We start from the raw sequence: 18,178 nt of genomic DNA on the forward strand, positions 1-18,178 counted from the left end.
CTTTTGATCTTGATCTTCTAAAAAGCAAAATCAAAAGATCGCAGCCTGCGGCAGCTCCTACAGGGGACTGTGGAAAATCCCTTAGACCAACTCTTTTAGCCGATGCCACAACATCCCGAGCGCCAACAACGGCGAGCGCAAATGCTTTCCGCCAGGGAAGGTAATGTGCGGCACCTTGGCAAACAGATCGAACCCGCCGCTGTGCTGGCCGCTGATGGCCTCAGCCAGCAACTTGCCCGCCAGGTGCGTGGCATTCACGCCATGACCGGAGTAAGCCTGGGCGTAATACACGTTCGGCTGATCCTTGAGCCGGCCTATCTGCGGCAGGCGGTTGGCGCCGATGCCGATCATGCCGCCCCATTGATAGTCGATCTTCACCCTACCTAATTGTGGAAAGACCTCCAGCATCTTCGGACGCATGTAAGCGGCGATGTCTTTCGGGTCGCGCCCTGAATAGTGGCAGGCGCCGCCAAACAGCAGGCGGCGGTCTGCCGAGAGCCGGTAGTAGTCCAGCGCCACCCGCTGATCACAAACTGCCATGTTCTGCGGCAGCAGTGAATGTGCCAGTTCTTCACTCAGGGGTTCGGTGGCGATGATGTAGCTGCCAGCGGGCAGTACTTTGCCGCTGAGTTCGGGGTTCAGATCGCTCAAATAGGCGTTGCAGCCCAGCACCAGCGTTTTGGCGCGCACTGAGCCTTGGGCGGTGTGCACCTTAACCTCAGCGCCATAGTCGATGCGCGTGACGGCGGATTGTTCGAACAGCTTCACGCCCAATTGCTGTGCAGCCGCCGCTTCGCCCAAGGCCAGATTAAGCGGGTGCAAATGTCCGGAGCCCATGTCGATCAAGCCGCCCACATACCGGTCGGAGCCGACCACCGTGCGCATTTCGTGGGGTTGCAGCAGGCGGGTTTCGTAGCGATAGCCAAGGCTGCGCAGTTCTTCAGCGTCTTCGGCGAAGCCTTCAAGGTCGCGAGGTTTGTTGGCTAGGTCGCAGTAGCCCCAGGTCAGGTCGCAGGGGATCTGGAAACGCTCGACTCTCTGGCGGACGATTTCCACCGCTTCCAGGCCCATGAGTTTCATCTGGCGTACACCGTCAGCTCCGACCACGTTGGCGAACTGATCAAGGCCATGGCCGACTCCGCGAATCAACTGCCCGCCGTTTCGTCCACTGGCGCCCCAGCCGATCTTGCGGGCTTCGAGCAGCACCACGCTGAGGCCGCGCTCAGCCAGTTCCAGCGCCGTGTTCAACCCCGAGAAACCACCACCGACCACGCACACATCGGCCGCCACATCGCCCTTGAGCGCCGGGTAATCCGGCTGCGGCAGGCTGCTGGCCGCGTAGTAGGAGGCAGTGTGCTGGGCAGCGGCATTCATGGGCGTCATCCTGAATCGTGTGTATAGAAAACTTGACGGAGGATAAGCCGGACCTTTGCGTGCGAGCAACATTGGTCGGCTGGCGCTGTCTGGATCACGGTTTTTGCCGCAGAATCACGGGCTATTCCGATACCGGTCAGTGCCTCGATGAGTTGCAACAGTCAGAAGATTCGCACCTTGCGCCAGCAGATTCCCTCGTTCGAGTGCGTACCCGGCTGCCACGACTGCTGCGGCCCGGTCACCACTTCGCCCGAAGAAATGTCGCGCCTGCCGCGCAAGACCCGCGCGGAGCAGGAAGCGGCGATGGAAGAGCTCAACTGCGTGCACCTGGGGCCCAATGGCTGCACGGTGTATGACGAGCGGCCGCTGATCTGTCGGCTGTTTGGTACCACCCAGACCTTGCCGTGCCCCAATGGGAGGCGACCTGTGGAGTTGATTCACCCGCAGGTCGAGAAACAGATATTTGAGTACATGGCCTCGAATCGGCAGGTGCTGGTTTAAAAGATCGCAGCCTTCGGCAGCTCCTACATTGGAATGCGTACCCCTGTAGGAGCTGCCGAAGGCTGCGATCTTTTGATCTTTAATCCGGAATCGGCAGCGTCAGGCTCTCCTTCACCTCTTCCATCACGATATAGCTCTTGGACTCCCGCACATGGGGCAGCTTGAGCAGAATATCGCCCAACAGTTTGCGGTACGAAGCCATCTCGGAAATCCGCGCCTTCACCAGATAGTCAAAATCCCCTGACACCAGATGGCACTCCAGTACATGGGGCAATTTCAGCACTGCGCGTCGAAACTCTTCGAAAGTGTCGCCGGATTTGTAGTCGAGGCTGATTTCGACGAACACCAGCAGGCTGCCCTTCAGGTGCTGCGGGTTCAGCCGGGCGTTGTAGCCCATGATGATCCCTTCGCGTTCCAGGCGCCGGACTCGCTCGGTACAGGGCGTGGTTGAGAGCCCGACCTTTTCCCCCAGCTCGGTAAAGGAAATGCGCCCATCCGCTTGCAGGATCCGCAGGATGTTGCGGTCGATCTTGTCCAGTTCCCGTTTGGTCTGAGTGTTGGTACGCATAGGGGATGCGCCTCCGTGAAAAGGGTTTTTGCCGAGAATTGTCGCCAAATATAGGCGCTTATATAGTGAAAAGCACTGACTAATCTTTTCTACACTGCGCACATCTGAAGCTCTGAACAACAAACGTCAGCGGTTCGCCGCGATGAGGGAAATGAAAATGCGCGTTATGGTCTTGGGTAGCGGCGTCATCGGTACCACCAGTGCTTATTATCTGGCGCGTGCCGGGTTTGAAGTGGTGGTGGTTGACCGGCAGCCAGCTGCCGCAATGGAGACCAGTTTCGCCAACGCCGGCCAGGTGTCGCCGGGTTATGCTTCGCCGTGGGCGGCGCCAGGTGTGCCGCTCAAGGCCATCAAGTGGCTGCTGCAGCGTCACGCACCGCTGGCGATCAAGGCCACTGGCGACATCGACCAGTACCTGTGGATGGCGCAGATGCTACGCAACTGCACCGCCAGCCGTTATGCGGTGAACAAGGAGCGCATGGTCCGTCTGTCCGAGTACAGCCGTGACTGCCTCGACGAGCTGCGCGCCGAAACCGGCATTGCCTACGAAGGCCGCAGCCTGGGTACCACCCAACTGTTCCGCACCCAGGCTCAGCTCGACGGCGCCGCGAAAGACATCGCCGTGCTGAAAGAGTCCGGCGTGCCGTTCGAATTGCTCGACCGCGAAGGCATTGCCCGCGTTGAGCCGGCCTTGGCCGGCGTCACCAACATTCTCTCCGGTGCCCTGCGTCTGCCGAACGACCAGACTGGCGACTGCCAGATGTTCACCACCAAGCTTGCGCAAATGGCCGAGAACCTCGGTGTGCAATTCCGTTTTGGGCAGGACATCCAGCGCCTCGACTTCGCGGGCGATCGCATCAACGGCGTGTGGATCGACGGCAAGCTGGAAACCGCGGACCGCTACGTGCTGGCCCTCGGCAGCTATTCGCCGCAACTGCTCAAGCCGCTGGGCATCAAGGCACCGGTGTATCCGCTCAAGGGTTACTCCATGACCGTGCCGATCACCAACCCGGCAATGGCCCCGACTTCGACCATTCTCGACGAGACCTACAAGGTCGCGATCACCCGTTTCGACAACCGAATCCGCGTCGGCGGCATGGCGGAGATCGCCGGTTTTGACCTGTCGCTGAACCCGCGTCGCCGCGAAACCCTGGAGATGATCGTCAACGACCTTTATCCTCAGGGCGGCAATCTGGCCGAGGCCAGCTTCTGGACCGGCCTGCGTCCGACCACGCCTGATGGCACCCCGATTGTCGGCGCCACCCCGTTCAAGAACCTATTCTTGAACACCGGTCACGGCACGCTCGGCTGGACCATGGCGTGCGGTTCCGGTCGCCTGCTGGCGGACCTGATGGCGAAGAGAAAGCCGCAGATCAGCGCCGAAGGCCTCGATATTTCCCGTTATGGCAGCAAGCAACAGGAATCCGCGAAGCATGTCAGTCCAGCACCCGCTCACCAATGAGCCCGTGTTATTGGTGATAGCGCTTCCATAAGCCGGCCTGCAAAATCCCTCTCCCGGCGCTACTGACGGTTTATACGCCTGCAGCCAGCGCCGGTTTTTCTTTTCAACGACCGACCAGAAGTCTGCCGCCATGCGTCCTGCCCGTGCCCTGATCGACCTCCAAGCCCTGCGTCACAACTACCAGATTGCCCGTGAAGTCACGGGTGCCCGCGCCCTCGCGGTGATCAAGGCCGATGCCTATGGTCATGGCGCGGTGCGTTGCGCCCAGGCGCTGGAAGCTGAGGCGGACGGGTTCGCCGTGGCCTGTATCGAAGAAGCCCTGGAACTGCGTGCTGCCGGTATTCGCGCTCCGGTGTTGCTGCTGGAAGGCTTTTTTGAAGCTGATGAGCTGTCGCTGATCGTCGAGCATGATTTCTGGTGCGTGGTGCATTCGCTGTGGCAGCTCGAAGCGATCGAGAAGGCCGCATTGAGCAAGCCGATTGTGGTCTGGCTCAAGCTCGATTCGGGCATGCATCGGGTGGGGCTGCATCCGAAGATTTACCAGGCTGCCTATCAGCGCCTGCTGGCCAGCGGCAAAGTGGCGAAGATCGTGTTGATGAGCCACTTCGCCCGGGCCGATGAATTGAATTGTCAGGCCAGTGCCGAACAGGTCGCGGTGTTCGAAGCGGCACGTCAGGGCTTATCGGCCGAGGTCAGCCTGCGCAATTCGCCGGCGGTGCTGGGTTGGCCGCAGATCCCGAGCGACTGGGTGCGTCCGGGCATCATGCTCTACGGTGCGACCCCGTTCGAAGAGGCCAACGCCGTGGCTTCTCGCCTGCAACCGGTGATGACCCTCGAATCAAAAGTGATCGGCGTGCGTGAACTGCCGGCCGGCGAGCCGATCGGCTACGGCGCCCGCTTCATCACGCCCAAGCCGATGCGCGTCGGCGTAGTGGCCATGGGTTACGCCGATGGCTACCCGCGTCTGGCCCCGACCGGCACGCCGGTGTTGGTTGCCGGGCAACGCAGCCAGTTGATTGGTCGGGTGTCGATGGACATGCTCTGCGTCGATCTGACTGACATTCCGCAGGCCGGGCTGGGTTCCACCGTGGAGTTGTGGGGCAAAAACATCCTCGCCAGCGACGTCGCGATAGCGGCCGGCACCATTCCCTACCAGATACTCTGCAACCTGCGTCGGGTGCCACTGCTCTATTCCGGGAGCTGACGCCAGGCTGTAAGAACCGGAAGTCGCCTGGCCGAACAGGATTCAGGTCGAGGTGTTGTAAATACTGAACGCTGTCGCCATGATGACGATCAATATTTCAACAACCTTGACTCCTGGAGGCGCAAGCTTTGGACGTCGGTGAACGACTGCAATCGATCCGAAAGCTCAAAGGGCTTTCCCAGCGTGAACTCGCCAAACGCGCGGGCGTGACCAACAGCACCATCTCGATGATCGAGAAGAACAGCGTCAGCCCCTCGATCAGTTCGCTGAGAAAAGTGTTGGGCGGGATTCCCATGTCCATGGTCGAGTTCTTTTCCGAAGAGATCCTGCAGGAAAAGCCGACTCAGATCGTCTACAAGGCCAATGAGCTGATCGACATCTCCGATGGTGCCGTGACCATGAAACTGGTCGGCCGGGCTCACCCTAGCCGGGCTATCGCATTCCTCAATGAAATCTACCCGCCGGGCGCCGACACCGGTGACGAGATGCTCACCCACGAAGGCGAAGAAACCGGGATTCTGGTGGAAGGTCGCCTTGAGTTGGTGGTCGGGCTTGAAACTTTTGTGCTCGAAGCTGGCGATAGCTACTACTTTGAAAGTACCAAGCCGCATCGTTTCCGTAATCCGTTCGATGCGCCGGCGCGACTAATCAGCGCAGCTACACCCGCGAATTTTTAAGGAAAGAGGCGCCCTGCCAGCACGGCCGAGGCACCCGAGTCGTTTTACCGTTGCGCAACAAGACCCCTTCGACTTTGGGGTTGTTTCAGTGTCGCGGGCTTACCGCTATACTTGCGCCCGCCTGCGAACCGTGGCCGTAGGCGTGACTAGCCACCATTGAGGGTGAACGCGTGAACCTAATTATGAAAATGCTGGCCGTACCAGCAACCGTATTGGCCCTCTGGGCTGTCAGCGCTCAAGCTGCGACGAATGACGAAATTGCCAAACGCCTTGAGCCAGTCGGCCAGGTGTGTGTTCAAGGTAAAGAGTGCAAGGGCATGGAAGTCGCCGCTGCTGCCGGTGGCGGTGGTGGTGCCAAGGCGCCTAAAGATGTGATTGCCAAGCATTGCAACGCTTGCCACGGCACCGGCCTGTTGGGTGCGCCGAAAATCGGCGACAAGGCAGCCTGGAAAGAACGTGCCGATCACCAGGGCGGCCTCGACGGCATCCTGGCCAAAGCCATTACCGGTATCAACTCGATGCCGCCTAAAGGCACCTGCGCCGACTGCTCGGACGATGAGTTGAAGGGCGCCATCAAAGAGATGTCCGGTCTGTAATCAGCCCGCCTCTTTCGCGAAAAAGCCGCTTTCGAGCGGCTTTTTTGTGCCTGCGATTCGATACGCGCCGCCAATCCTGTAGGAGCGAGCTTGCTCGCGAAGGACTCACAGACGCAGCGGATTGTCAGACTCGCCGCGTCATCGTTGACGACCATCGTCGGAACGCCGCCCGGAGCAAGCTTGCTCCTACAGTTTTTTAGGCTGTTCATTGCAGCAAAGACCCGGCAAGCTCGGTCCAACCCCAAACCATGGAATGCGAGGGAGGATCGGATGGTTCAGCTGTGTTCTATCGAACAGGCGGTCGACGACGTGCTGGCTCGGTTGCCCATGCACATCCACATGGGCCTGCCTTTGGGGCTGGGCAAACCCAACCATTTCGTCAACGCGCTGTATCAGCGTATCGCGCAGATGCCCGAGCGGCGGCTGACGATCTACACCGCACTGTGTCTTGGCCGCCCGGCCTTGGGCGATGGCTTGCAGAAGCGCTTCCTGGAGCCCTTCATCGAGGATGTCTTCGGCGATTATCCAGAGCTGGATTTCCTCGCCGACCTGCACCGCGACAACTTGCCGGGCAATATCCACATCCAACAATTCTTCATGCAGCCCGGTAGCTTGCTTAATAGCGCGACGGCGCAGCAGGACTATGTCAGCAGCAATTACAGCCACGCGGCCCGGGACATCAATGCCGCCGGGTTGAATCTGGTGGCACAACTGGTTGCCAGTCACGCCGATCATCCTGATCGCTTGAGTTTGAGCTGCAACCCGGACATCACCCTCGACTTGCTGCCCATGATCGCCAAGCGCCGTGCTGCGGGGGAGACAATCCTGATGGTTGGCCAGGTGCACGAGGCTTTGCCTTACATGCCCGGCGATGCGGAAGTCGGCATCGATACCTTCGACCTGCTGATTGACGAGAAGGACCGCACCACGCTGTTTTCCACGCCGAATATGCCAGTGGGTTTCCAGGACCATTTCATCGGCTTGCATGCCAGTACGCTGGTGCGCGATGGCGGCACCTTGCAGATCGGCATTGGTTCCATGGGGGATGCGTTGACGGCGGCGTTGTTGGCGCGCCAAGCCGATAATGACGGCTACAAGGAGTTATTGGCGGATATGAATCTCAGCCACTGGGCGCAGTTGATCGAGCGCGAAGGCGGCACAGGACCGTTCGCCAAAGGCCTGTACGGTTGCAGCGAAATGTTCGTCAACGGCTTGCTGGTGCTGACCGAAGCAGGGATTGTGCGGCGCAAGGTTTACCCGGACGTGTCTACCCAGGAAAAAGCCAACGCTGGCACCCTCGACGAAGTCGCGCAAACCGACGGCATCTGCGTGCATGGCGGTTTCTTTCTTGGGCCACGCAGTTTTTACCAGCGCCTGCGCGAGCTGCCACAAAGCAAGCGCCTCGAATTCAACATGACCCGCATCAGCTACATCAACGAACTGTACGGCCAGGAAGAGCTCAAGCGCTTGCAGCGCCTCGATGCCCGGTTCATCAACACGGCGTTCACCGTGACGTTGCTGGGTGCCGCGGTGGCGGATCAGCTTGAAGATGGGCGCGTACTCAGCGGTGTAGGCGGGCAGTACAACTTCGTGGTGCAAGGGCACGCGCTGCAAGGTGCGCGTTCGGTATTGCTGCTGCGCAGCTGGCGCGAGTCGGCAGGCAATGTCAGCTCGAATATTGTCTGGGAATACGGCCACTGCACGATCCCTCGGCATCTGCGAGACATTGTGGTGACCGAGTACGGTATCGCCGATTTGCGCGGTAAAACCGATGCGGCAGTGATTGAGGCGCTGCTGAACGTCAGCGATTCACGCTTTCAGGCGGGATTAATTGAGCAGGCGCAGAAGGTCGGTAAATTGCCCGGGGATTTCCATCTTGATCCACGCTTTGCCGATAACACACCCGAACGTTTGCAGGGCATTGAGGCACGGCATTCGCAGCTGTTTGCGGAATATCCGTTGGGATGTGATTTCAGCGAGGTTGAGCGGGATGTGTTGCGGGCGCTGAATTGGTTGAAGAGCAAGTTCAAGCTCAGCGAGGTGCTGGAGTTGGGGAGGGCTGCGCTGGATGCGCCTGAGCCTGCGTCGTTCCCGGAGCATCTGGAGCGCATGCGGCTGATCAGTCCTCAAGGGCTGAAGGAAGATCTGTATCAGCGCTTGCTGCTCACCGGCCTGAAAGCCACCGCATAATAACTACCCACCCAAAAACCAACTGTGGGAGCTAGCCTGCTAGCGATTTCGGTCTGTCAGTCATGAAGATTGTGACTGACACGACGCCATCGCTAGCAGGCTAGCTCCCACAGGGGGAATTGCGGTGTTGCGGCTTACTCGATGAAGGTTACAACGCCATCTTTCAGCGACTTCACCCGCGCCAGCGATTCAACGCGATAACCCTGCGCATCCAGCTCGGCACGACCGCCCTGGAACGACTTCTCGATCACGATACCCAGGCCCGCCACGGTCGCGCCGGCCTGTTTGATGATCGAGATCAGTGCCTGGGACGCCTTACCATTGGCCAAAAAGTCATCGATGATCAGCACGCGGTCGCTGCTGGTCAGGTGGCGCGGGGAGATGGCCACGGTGCTTTCGGTCTGCTTGGTGAACGAGTAAACGGTCGCCGACAGCAGGTTTTCGGTCAGGGTCAGGGACTGGTGCTTGCGGGCGAAGATCACCGGCACGCCCAGGTTCAGACCGGTCATGATCGCCGGGGCGATGCCCGAGGCTTCGATTGTGACGATCTTGGTGATGCCCGAATCCTTGAAGAGCGCGGCGAATTCGTCACCGATCAGCTTCATCAGGGCCGGGTCGATCTGATGGTTCAGAAAGGCGTCGACTTTCAGGACCTGGTCGGAAAGCACGATGCCTTGTTCGCGGATTTTCTGGTGCAGCGCTTCCATGAAGCTTTCCTCTACCGGCGCGAAATACGCCTAGCTTGTCAAAAGTTGTTCGTTTAAAAAGTGGTCAATTCTAGCGCTTTAACATCGCGCGTATATCTGCCAATGCGTTATTGCCACGCACGGCTTTGACTTCGGTCGGGGTGTCGTCGTTGCCTTCCCAGGCCAGGTCGTCCGGTGGCAGCTCATCGAGGAAGCGGCTTGGTGCGCAATCGATGATTTCGCCATATTGCTTGCGCTTGGCAGCGAAGGTGAAGGCCAGGGTCTGACGCGCGCGGGTAATCCCCACGTAGGCCAGGCGGCGTTCTTCCTCGATGGTGTCGGCTTCGATACTGGAGCGGTGCGGAAGGATTTCCTCCTCCATGCCCATGATGAACACGTAGGGGAATTCCAGGCCCTTGGAAGCGTGCAAGGTCATCATCTGCACACCTTCGGCGCCGTCTTCCTCTTCCTGCTGGCGTTCCAGCATGTCGCGCAACACGAGCTTGCCGATGGCGTCCTCGACGGTCATCTCGCCTTCTTCGTCTTTCTCCAGGGTGTTTTTCAGCGCTTCGATCAGGAACCACACGTTACCCATGCGGTAATCGGCGGCTTTGTCGCTGGAACTGTTGGTGCGCAGCCAGTTCTCGTAGTCGATGTCCATGACCATGCTGCGCAGGGCCGAGATCGGATCTTCGCCGGCGCACTGCTCGCGGACCTTGTCCATGAAGCGCTTGAAGCGCGACAGGCGATCGGTGAAGCGGCTGTCCAGGTGTTCACCCAGGCCGATTTCGTCGGTGGCGGCGTACATCGAGATCTTGCGCTCGGTCGCATAGTTGCCGAGCTTCTCCAGCGTGGTCGAGCCGATTTCCCGGCGCGGCACGTTGATCACCCGCAGGAAGGCGTTGTCGTCGTCCGGGTTCACGATCAGGCGGAAGTAGGCCATCAGGTCCTTCACTTCCTGACGTCCGAAGAAACTGTTACCGCCCGACAGGCGATACGGTACCTGGTGATGCTGCAATTTCAGCTCGATCAGCTTGGCCTGATAGTTACCGCGATAGAGGATCGCGAAATCGCTGTACGGGCGATCGGTGCGCAGGTGCAGGCTGAGGATTTCCATGGCCACGCGCTCGGCTTCGGCGTCCTCGTTGCGGCAGCGGATCACGCGGATCTCGTCGCCGTGGCCCATTTCACTCCACAACTGCTTTTCGAATTCGTGAGGGTTGTTGGAAATCAGCACGTTGGCGCAGCGCAGGATGCGGCTGGTTGAGCGGTAGTTCTGCTCCAGCATCACCACTTTCAAGGACGGATAATCTTCCTTGAGCAGCATCAGGTTTTCCGGCCGCGCGCCGCGCCAGGCGTAGATCGACTGGTCGTCGTCGCCCACAACGGTGAACTGGTTGCGCTTGCCGATGAGCATTTTCACCAGCAGGTACTGGCTGGCGTTGGTGTCCTGGTATTCGTCCACCAGCAGGTAGCGAACCTTGTTCTGCCACTTTTCCAGGATGTCGGCGTGATCTTCGAACAGCTTCACCGGCAGCAGGATCAGGTCGTCGAAGTCCACTGCGTTGAACGCCTTGAGCGTGCGCTGGTAGTGGGTGTAGACGATTGCCGCGGTCTGTTCCTTGGGGTTGCGCGCGTTTTCCAGGGCCTGGGCTGGCAGGATCAGGTCGTTTTTCCAGGCGCCGATCATGTTCTTGATCTCGTCGACGCCGTCGTCGCCCGAGTATTCCTTCTGCATGATGTCGGTCATCAGGGCCTTGACGTCAGTCTCGTCGAAGATCGAGAAGCCCGGTTTGTAGCCCAGCCGCACATGTTCCTTGCGGATGATGTTCAGCCCTAGGTTGTGAAAGGTACACACCGTCAGGCCGCGGCCTTCGCCAGAGCGCAGCAGGGTGCCGACTCGTTCCTTCATCTCGCGCGCGGCCTTGTTGGTAAAGGTCATGGCGACGATGTACTGGGCGCGGATACCGCAGTTCTGGATCAGGTGGGCAATCTTGCGCGTGATCACGCTGGTCTTGCCGGAGCCTGCACCGGCGAGCACCAAAAGAGGGCCGCCGACGTAGCTCACGGCTTCTTGCTGCCGGGGATTGAGTCGGGACATAGCTAAATTCAAGGGTCAGTACAAAATGGGCCGGCATTTTAACAGGCTCAGAAAATTGTGCTGCTCTCTCCGACTTGTGACGTAAAAACGTGATATCCAATTGCCGGTTTTGATACTTTCACGCAGGATGCGTAACGAATTTGCGGTAAATGTTCGTAATTACGGATACAAATGCCTCGTTTGATAACGGATGTCATTGTTATTGGTTGTCAGCGCGGCATAATGCCGATCGCCTACATCTTTGCAGAGTCTAGGGAGCTAGCTTGTCTACGCCTGTCGAACCCTTGCGTTTGCTGTTACTGGCCGAAGAGCCAGCGTGGACAGCGTTGTTGCGCGAGTGTCTGGCTCCAATGGGGAGCGCGGCAGTACTGATCAGCGCTCCGAATTGGGAGTCGGTCAGCACTCTGTTCGATGACAATCGCAGCGCAGTGCTATTGACGAGCCCGGAACTTCAGCCGGCGCCGGGGCGTTGCTGTCTGCCGACGGTGTTGCTGCTTGAGCATGAGCCACTGACGCCGCCCCTTGGTGTCAGCGACTGGCTGGTTCGCGACCATCTCGACCCTGGCATGCTGCGTCGTTCCTTGCGCCATGTGCGTGAACGCGGCGTGTTGGAAAACACTCTGCAACGCCTGGCCGAGCAAGACCCGTTGACCGGCATCGCCAATCGCCAGGGTTTCCAGACCCTGCTGACGGCGCGACTGGCGGAAAACGACGGGCGCGGCCTGGCATTGGGTCATCTCGACCTCGACAACTTCCGTTATGCCAACGATGCCCTCGGCCATCAGGCTGGCGACCGGTTGATTCTGCAAGTGGTCGCGCGGCTCAAAAGCCAGCTTGAGGCCGGCGATCAGCTGGCGCGACTGGGCAGCGACGAGTTCGCCCTGTTGATCGACACCCGCCGCGCGCCTCAACGCGCCGAATGGATGGCCGAACGCATCACTGAAGCACTGGCCGAACCCTATTGGATCGATGGCGAAAGCCTGTTGATCGGCTCCAGCCTGGGCATTGCCCACGCCCGCGCCCAGGCTGGCGCGGATCCTCTGATGTGGCATGCCCACATCGCCATGCAGCAGGCCAAGAGCACACAGGGCTGCACTTTCCACATCTTCAACGAGCGCATCAATCGCAATGCCCGCAGCATCGCAGACCTCGAAACCGAGCTGCGCCGGGCGTTGCGCCGCGATGAGCTGGAGCTTCATTACCAGCCACGCTTGAACCTTGAAGACGGGCAGATCGTCGGCCTCGAAGCGCTGGTGCGCTGGCGTCACGCCGAGCGTGGCTTGCTGCCGCCGAGTGAATTCGTGCCGCTGGCCGAGCAAAGCGGCTTGATCGTGCCGCTGGGTTACTGGGTGATTTCCCGGGCCTTGCGTGACATGCAGGCGCTACTGGAGCTTGGATTGCCACCGCTGCACATGGCGATCAACCTGTCGTTCCGCCAGTTTCAGGACAGCCAGCTGCTCTCGACCCTGAGTCGACTGATCGCCGAGCGCGGTATCGAAGCCCAATGGCTGGAATTCGAGTTGACCGAAACCGCGGTCATGCGTCGCAGCGACCTGGTCAAGCAGACCATGGATGCTCTCGGACGTTTGGGTGTGCGCTTCTCCCTCGACGATTTCGGTACTGGCTTCTCGTCGTTCGTGCACCTCAACAGCCTTCCCATCACCTTGCTGAAGATCGACAAGAGCTTTGTTGGCGGCATGGAGCTGCGCGAAGAGAACCGCAAATTGGTCCACGCGATGATCAACCTGGCCCACAACCTCAACCTCGAAGTCGTCGCCGAAGGCGTGGAAACGCCGGAGCAGATGGACCTGTTGCGCGGGTTCGACTGCGATCAGGTGCAGGGGTATTTGATCAGCAAACCGTTGCCGTTGGCGCAATTGCTGGATTATCTGATGTTGGGTTCCGCCGAGCAGAATCTCGTCGAGGCCATCTAAAAGATCGCAGCCTGCGGCAGCTCCTACATGGAAACGCATATCCCTGTAGGAGCTGCCGCAGGCTGCGATCTTTTGATCTTAATCCGCCTGAATTACCCGGAAACTGTCTTGTGACGCCGGCTCGCGCTTGATCATCCGCTTCATCTTCCCCTCAAACGCCAGCGTCAGACTGATCGCCGAGCAGGCTAACCCCAGCGCCAGTCCCCACCACACGCCCGTCGGCCCCCAATGAAGGTGGAACGCCATCCACCACGCCGCCGGTGCGCCAATCAGCCAATAGCAAGCCAGGCCCACCAGGAATGTGGTCTTGGCATCCTTGAGTCCACGGATGCAACCCATGGCAATAGTCTGCGTGCCGTCGAACAGCTCGAACCACGCCGCTACCGCCAGCAGGCTCACGGCCAGGTTGATGACTTCGCGAAACGCCGGGTCGTTGTGATCGAGAAACAGACCGATCAGCTGGTTCGGCAGCAGCCAGAACACCATCGCGAAACACAGCATCGCCACCGCACCGAAGCCAATGCCGACCCGCCCGGCCAGTCGCGCATCCAGCAGTTGCCCTGCGCCGTAATGCTGGCCGATGCGCATGGTGATCGCGTAGGAAATACCCGCCGGGACCATGAACGCCACCGAAACGATTTGCAGGGCGATCTGGTGTGCCGCCAGTTGCGTACTGCCCATGGTGCCCATGCACAGTGCCGCGAACGCAAACAGCCCGACTTCTACCGCATAGGTGCCACCAATCGGCAGACCCAGGCGCCAGAGCTCCTTCAGGTACTGACGGTTGAGCTTCAGCAAGCCCTGTCGCAGAGGGTAGGCGTCGTAAGCCGGATGCCGACGTATGTGCCAGGCCAGCGCCAGCGCCATGAGGTTGGCGACAATCGCAGTGACCAGGCCGATACCCATCAGGCCCAGCTTCGGCAAGCCGAACATCCCGGTAATCAACGCGTAGTTGAGCAGGAAGTTGGCCACCGTGCCGCCCAGGCTGATGACCATCACCGGCGTCGCCCGGCCGATCGCGCTGGTGAAGCCACGCAAGGCCATGAACGTCAGGTAGCCGGGCAGGGCGAAGGGCAAAAACACCAGGAACTGCCCGGCGGCCTGAACGTTGGTTTCAGTCTGCCCGAACAGCAGCAGCACCGGTTTGAGGTTCCACAACAGCAACCCGCCACCCAGTGCCATTAAGCACGCCAGCCACACCCCAGCCTGGGTCAGCCGGGCCGCGCCGAAGATATCACCCGCGCCCTGACGAATCGCCACCAGCGTGCCGACCGCGGCAATCACGCCGATGCAGAAAATCGACACGAACGAATAGCTGGCCGCACCCAGCGAACCACCTGCCAGTGCCTCGGGGCTCAGGCGCGCCATCATCAGCGTGTCGGTGAGGACCATCAACATGTGCGCCAACTGCGAGGCAATCAACGGCCCCGACAGCCGCAGAATGGCCCAGAGTTCAGTACGTGCTGGATGCTGCATGGTCATCACGCTCGAAGGTCAAAGTGAAGAGGAAAGCGTCGATTTTCGGCGCTTGGCGAGGATTGCACAAAGGGATAAAAAGGATGGGTGGCATGATTAAAACTCATGCTGGGGAGTTTCTGTTAAGTTGACCGCATCCCGCAGTAGGAGCTTTCCCAATGTCACGTCGTCTTCCTCCCTTGTATGCCCTGCGCGCATTCGAAGCGGCGGCGCGACACAGCTCGTTTACCCGCGCAGCTGAAGAGCTGTCGATCACCCAAAGTGCGGTCAGCCGGCATATTCGTACACTCGAAGAGCATTTTGCCTGCCGCTTGTTTCACCGCAGTGGCCGAAATTTGCAACTGACTGAATCCGCCCGTTTGCTGCTGCCGGGTATTCGCGAAGGTTTCACTGCCCTGGAACGCGCCTGCAACACCTTGCGCGCTGAAGACGATATTTTGCGCATGAAAGCCCCATCGACCTTGACCATGCGCTGGTTGCTGGCGCGCTTGAGTCGCTTCCGCCATTTGCAGCCGGGCAACGAGGTGCAATTGACCAGCGCCTGGATGGACGTCGATTCGGTGGATTTCAACGATGAACCGTTCGACTGTGCGGTGTTGTTGAGCAACGGCCATTTTCCACCGGACTGGGAGGCGAGTTATCTGTTCCCCGAGGAGTTGATTCCGGTCGGCGCGCCTAATCTGCCGAGGGACCAGCCCTGGGATGCTGCGCGCCTTGCCAACACCGAGCTGCTGCACCCGACCCCGGACCGGCGCGACTGGCGTAACTGGCTGGAACGCATGGGCCTGGCTGAGCAGGTGTCGCTCAAGGGTGGGCAGGTGTTCGATACGCTTGAACTGGGCATGATTGCCGCCGCACGCGGCTACGGCGTGTCCATGGGCGATCTGCTGATGGTGGCGGAGGACGTGGCGCAAGGGCGGTTGAGCCTGCCCTGGCCGACGGCAGTCGCCAGTGGCGAGAAGTATTATCTGGTCTGGCCGAAAACCCGCCCCGGCGGTGAGCGCATGCGCCGGCTCAGCGACTTCCTGCAGGGTGAAGTCGAGGCCATGGAATTGCCGGATGTCGAGCATCTGAGCTGAAACGATGAAGTCGCATCGATAGAGGCCTTTAGCTATATCCGGGTGAACTGCTCAAGTATTCCCTTGCGCCGCCGAATAGTTGCTCGTGGGACCTTCGTGCAGGTTCGACGCTACCCCCATTATTAGAAATTTCGCTGAGTGTGCGTCGAGATCAGGATGATCCGGTCGCTCGGCCAGGAGCAGTCATGTCTCAACCTCGTGCCCGCATCGCTTCACAGCTGGGTGTCGCGCTCGCCGTGATTCTGGCGATCGTCATCACTGGCAGTACCTTGTTTGCCCTGCGTTCGCTGGACACGGCCAACCTCGCCACTCGCGAGGAACACCTGGCCAGTGAAGCCCGGTTGCTGGCCGATCAGCTGAGCACGTTTCACGGTACGTTGCGCGAAAGTACCCAACGCCTCGCAGGGTTGTTTGAGAAGCGCTTCACTGGCGGGCTGAGCGTTCATCCGGATGAGCCGGTGACTGTCGCGGGTACGCAGACACCTGGCTTGCACCTGGGCGGTGAAGTGCTGAACAACAATTTCAAGGAAGTGGATGAGTTCAAGCAGATGACCGCGGGTGTGGCCACGGTCTTTGTGCGCAGCGGCGATGACTTCATCCGGGTCAGTACCAATGTCAGCAAACAAGATGGCAGCCGTGCCATCGGCACTGTTCTGGATCACGCGAACCCGGCCTACGCCCGTTTGATGTCGGGGCAGAGCTTCGTGGGTCGATCCTTGCTGTTTGAGCGTTTCTACATGTCGCAGTACACCCCTGTGCGCGACAGCAGCGGCAAAGTCATTGCGGTGCTGTACGTAGGTTTTGATTACACCGACGCGCAGAACGCCCAGTTCGAAAACCTCAAGCGCTTCCGCATTGGCCAGACTGGCTCCCTGGCGCTGCTGGACGAGCAGAACAAATGGCTGGTGCCGATTGCCGGTGTTGAAGCACTGGACCAGGCTGTCGTGCCTATCAACGGTCTGGCGAAGACTCCGGGCAAAGGCCGGTTCTGGAGTGACAAGTCCGAAGATTTCTACAGCATTGTGGTGCCGTTCGAGGGCGGGCCATGGTCGGTAGTGGCGAGCATGCCGAAAACCGAAATCAGCGCTGTTACCTGGAGCGTTGGCTTCCAGTTGGCCATTGGCAGTTTGCTGGCGATGCTGCTGGCCGTCGGTGCGGCGGTCTGGCTGTTACGCAGCAAATTGGCGCCGTTGGGGGATCTGGTGCGTCAGGCCGAAGCCTTGGGCGCCGGTGATCTGAGCGTGCGTCTGAGCGTGTCGAGCAATGACGAGATCGGCCAGCTGGCCCGGGCTTTCAATCAGATGAGCCAGGCGCTGTCGACCATGGTCGAGCACATCCGGAATGCCTCGCTGGAGGTCAACAGCCGCGCTCAGGCATTGTCCGGTTTGTCCGGTGGTGCCTACGAAGGGATGGAGCAGCAGTCGGGCGAAATCACCAGCATGGCCGGTGCCGTGGAAGAATTCAGCGCCACCTCCCTGAACATCGCCGACAACATGGGCAATACCCAGCGTCTGGCCCAGGAAAACGCGCAGCAAACCCAGATCGGTCGTACGTCCATGGACGAAGCGTCCTCGTCGCTGGAACAAATTGCCGGTGCGTTGAACAGCACTGCGACAGTGATCAACACATTGGGTCAGCGGTCTCAGGAAATCGGCGGCATCGTCGGCGTGATCACTTCGATTGCCGAGCAGACCAACCTGCTGGCGCTCAACGCTGCGATTGAAGCCGCTCGCGCCGGTGAGCAGGGGCGTGGTTTTGCGGTAGTCGCAGACGAAGTGCGCAACCTCGCTTCGCGTACTCGTCAGGCAACCGACGAAATCTCCGGCATGATCCAGAGCATTCAACAGGAAACCGGCAACGCCATCAGCACCATGGAGCAAGGCAATGTGCTGATGCAGGAAGGTCTTTCGCGCAACGCCAACGTCGCCACGGCGCTCGCACGAATCGATGAACAAAGCCGCTCGGCCGGTCAGCAATTCGCGGCGATCACCACCGCAACCCAGGAACAAAGCAGCACCGCGACCTTGCTCAGCAGCAACCTGCAAAGCATTGCGCTGGCGAACAGCGAGCAGCGTGAGGTGGTGTCCAACCTGGCCGTCACTGCCAAAGAGCTGGAGAAGCTGGCGGCGGATTTGCGGTCTGAGGTTGATCGGTTTCGGTGAGGTGCGATTGAGATAGCTATCGCGAGCAGGCTCGCTCCCACAGGGTTTTGTGTCGATCACAAATACAGTGTGGGAGCGAGCTTGCTCGCGATGGCTATATCAGAGGCGCCTCAACGGAACCGGTCAACCTCATGCCGCAAATCCGCCGCCAGCTTCTCCAGCTCTTTG

Annotated in this window: 14 protein-coding genes and 1 pseudogene; 10 read left to right on the forward strand and 5 right to left on the reverse strand. The window is 59.8% G+C overall.

Going from position 1 to position 18,178, the window contains the following annotated elements:
• Window positions 1-81: 81 nt before the first annotated feature.
• Complete coding sequence (locus ACRESJ_RS06690; RefSeq protein WP_431757212.1) at window positions 82-1,374, reverse strand: NAD(P)/FAD-dependent oxidoreductase; 1,293 nt, start codon at window positions 1,372-1,374, stop codon at window positions 82-84.
• 147 nt (window positions 1,375-1,521) lie between these two features.
• On the opposite strand from ACRESJ_RS06690, the gene ACRESJ_RS06695 reads away from it, so the two are divergent.
• Window positions 1,522-1,875, forward strand: coding sequence for a YkgJ family cysteine cluster protein (locus ACRESJ_RS06695; RefSeq protein ID WP_431757213.1), 354 nt, complete (start codon window positions 1,522-1,524; stop codon window positions 1,873-1,875).
• A gap of 79 nt (window positions 1,876-1,954) precedes the next feature.
• On the opposite strand, the gene ACRESJ_RS06700 is transcribed toward ACRESJ_RS06695, so the two are convergent.
• Window positions 1,955-2,443, reverse strand: coding sequence for an Lrp/AsnC ligand binding domain-containing protein (locus ACRESJ_RS06700; RefSeq protein WP_007975155.1), 489 nt, complete (start codon window positions 2,441-2,443; stop codon window positions 1,955-1,957).
• Between the two features lie 157 nt (window positions 2,444-2,600).
• Between ACRESJ_RS06700 and dadA the strand changes: the two genes are divergently transcribed.
• From dadA to ACRESJ_RS06725, 5 genes are all read left to right on the forward strand, one after another.
• Window positions 2,601-3,905: a D-amino acid dehydrogenase gene (gene dadA, locus ACRESJ_RS06705; RefSeq protein WP_431757214.1), complete on the forward strand. Its 1,305-nt coding sequence runs from the start codon at window positions 2,601-2,603 to the stop codon at window positions 3,903-3,905.
• A gap of 130 nt (window positions 3,906-4,035) precedes the next feature.
• Complete coding sequence (alr, locus tag ACRESJ_RS06710; protein ID WP_431757215.1) at window positions 4,036-5,109, forward strand: alanine racemase; 1,074 nt, start codon at window positions 4,036-4,038, stop codon at window positions 5,107-5,109.
• A 128-nt stretch (window positions 5,110-5,237) separates the two neighbouring features.
• Window positions 5,238-5,786, forward strand: a complete 549-nt coding sequence (locus ACRESJ_RS06715; RefSeq protein WP_007947433.1) for a cupin domain-containing protein — start codon at window positions 5,238-5,240, stop codon at window positions 5,784-5,786.
• Between the two features lie 182 nt (window positions 5,787-5,968).
• Complete coding sequence (locus tag ACRESJ_RS06720) at window positions 5,969-6,382, forward strand: c-type cytochrome (protein ID WP_431757222.1); 414 nt, start codon at window positions 5,969-5,971, stop codon at window positions 6,380-6,382.
• A 270-nt stretch (window positions 6,383-6,652) separates the two neighbouring features.
• Entirely contained in the window at window positions 6,653-8,572 is a 1,920-nt protein-coding gene (locus ACRESJ_RS06725) for an acetyl-CoA hydrolase/transferase C-terminal domain-containing protein (protein ID WP_431757216.1), read from the forward strand.
• Window positions 8,573-8,706: 134 nt separating this feature from the next.
• On the opposite strand, the gene ACRESJ_RS06730 is transcribed toward ACRESJ_RS06725, so the two are convergent.
• Window positions 8,707-9,279, reverse strand: coding sequence for a xanthine phosphoribosyltransferase (locus tag ACRESJ_RS06730; protein WP_431757217.1), 573 nt, complete (start codon window positions 9,277-9,279; stop codon window positions 8,707-8,709).
• 70 nt (window positions 9,280-9,349) lie between these two features.
• Window positions 9,350-11,359, reverse strand: a complete 2,010-nt coding sequence (gene rep, locus ACRESJ_RS06735; protein ID WP_431757218.1) for a DNA helicase Rep — start codon at window positions 11,357-11,359, stop codon at window positions 9,350-9,352.
• A gap of 263 nt (window positions 11,360-11,622) precedes the next feature.
• Between rep and ACRESJ_RS06740 the strand changes: the two genes are divergently transcribed.
• A complete protein-coding gene (locus ACRESJ_RS06740) occupies window positions 11,623-13,293 on the forward strand; it encodes a putative bifunctional diguanylate cyclase/phosphodiesterase (protein ID WP_431757219.1) in 1,671 nt (556 codons plus the stop codon).
• Between the two features lie 78 nt (window positions 13,294-13,371).
• On the opposite strand, the gene ACRESJ_RS06745 is transcribed toward ACRESJ_RS06740, so the two are convergent.
• On the reverse strand, window positions 13,372-14,769 hold the full coding sequence (locus ACRESJ_RS06745; protein ID WP_431757220.1) for a NorM family multidrug efflux MATE transporter: 1,398 nt from the start codon (window positions 14,767-14,769) through the stop codon (window positions 13,372-13,374).
• Between the two features lie 158 nt (window positions 14,770-14,927).
• Here ACRESJ_RS06745 and ACRESJ_RS06750 point away from each other — a divergent pair, with 158 nt between their 5' ends.
• From ACRESJ_RS06750 to ACRESJ_RS06760, 3 genes and pseudogenes are all read left to right on the forward strand, one after another.
• Complete coding sequence (locus ACRESJ_RS06750; protein WP_431757221.1) at window positions 14,928-15,848, forward strand: LysR substrate-binding domain-containing protein; 921 nt, start codon at window positions 14,928-14,930, stop codon at window positions 15,846-15,848.
• A gap of 185 nt (window positions 15,849-16,033) precedes the next feature.
• A pseudogene (locus ACRESJ_RS06755) lies at window positions 16,034-17,107 on the forward strand (Cache 3/Cache 2 fusion domain-containing protein); the annotation flags it as partial.
• A gap of 180 nt (window positions 17,108-17,287) precedes the next feature.
• Window positions 17,288-18,010 carry a methyl-accepting chemotaxis protein gene (locus tag ACRESJ_RS06760; RefSeq protein WP_431757223.1) on the forward strand — a complete coding sequence of 241 codons (723 nt, stop codon included), beginning with the start codon at window positions 17,288-17,290 and terminating at the stop codon, window positions 18,008-18,010.
• Window positions 18,011-18,178 lie beyond the last annotated feature (168 nt).

Source organism: Pseudomonas sp. (assembly GCF_050739655.1).
Lineage (GTDB): Bacteria > Pseudomonadota > Gammaproteobacteria > Pseudomonadales > Pseudomonadaceae > Aquipseudomonas.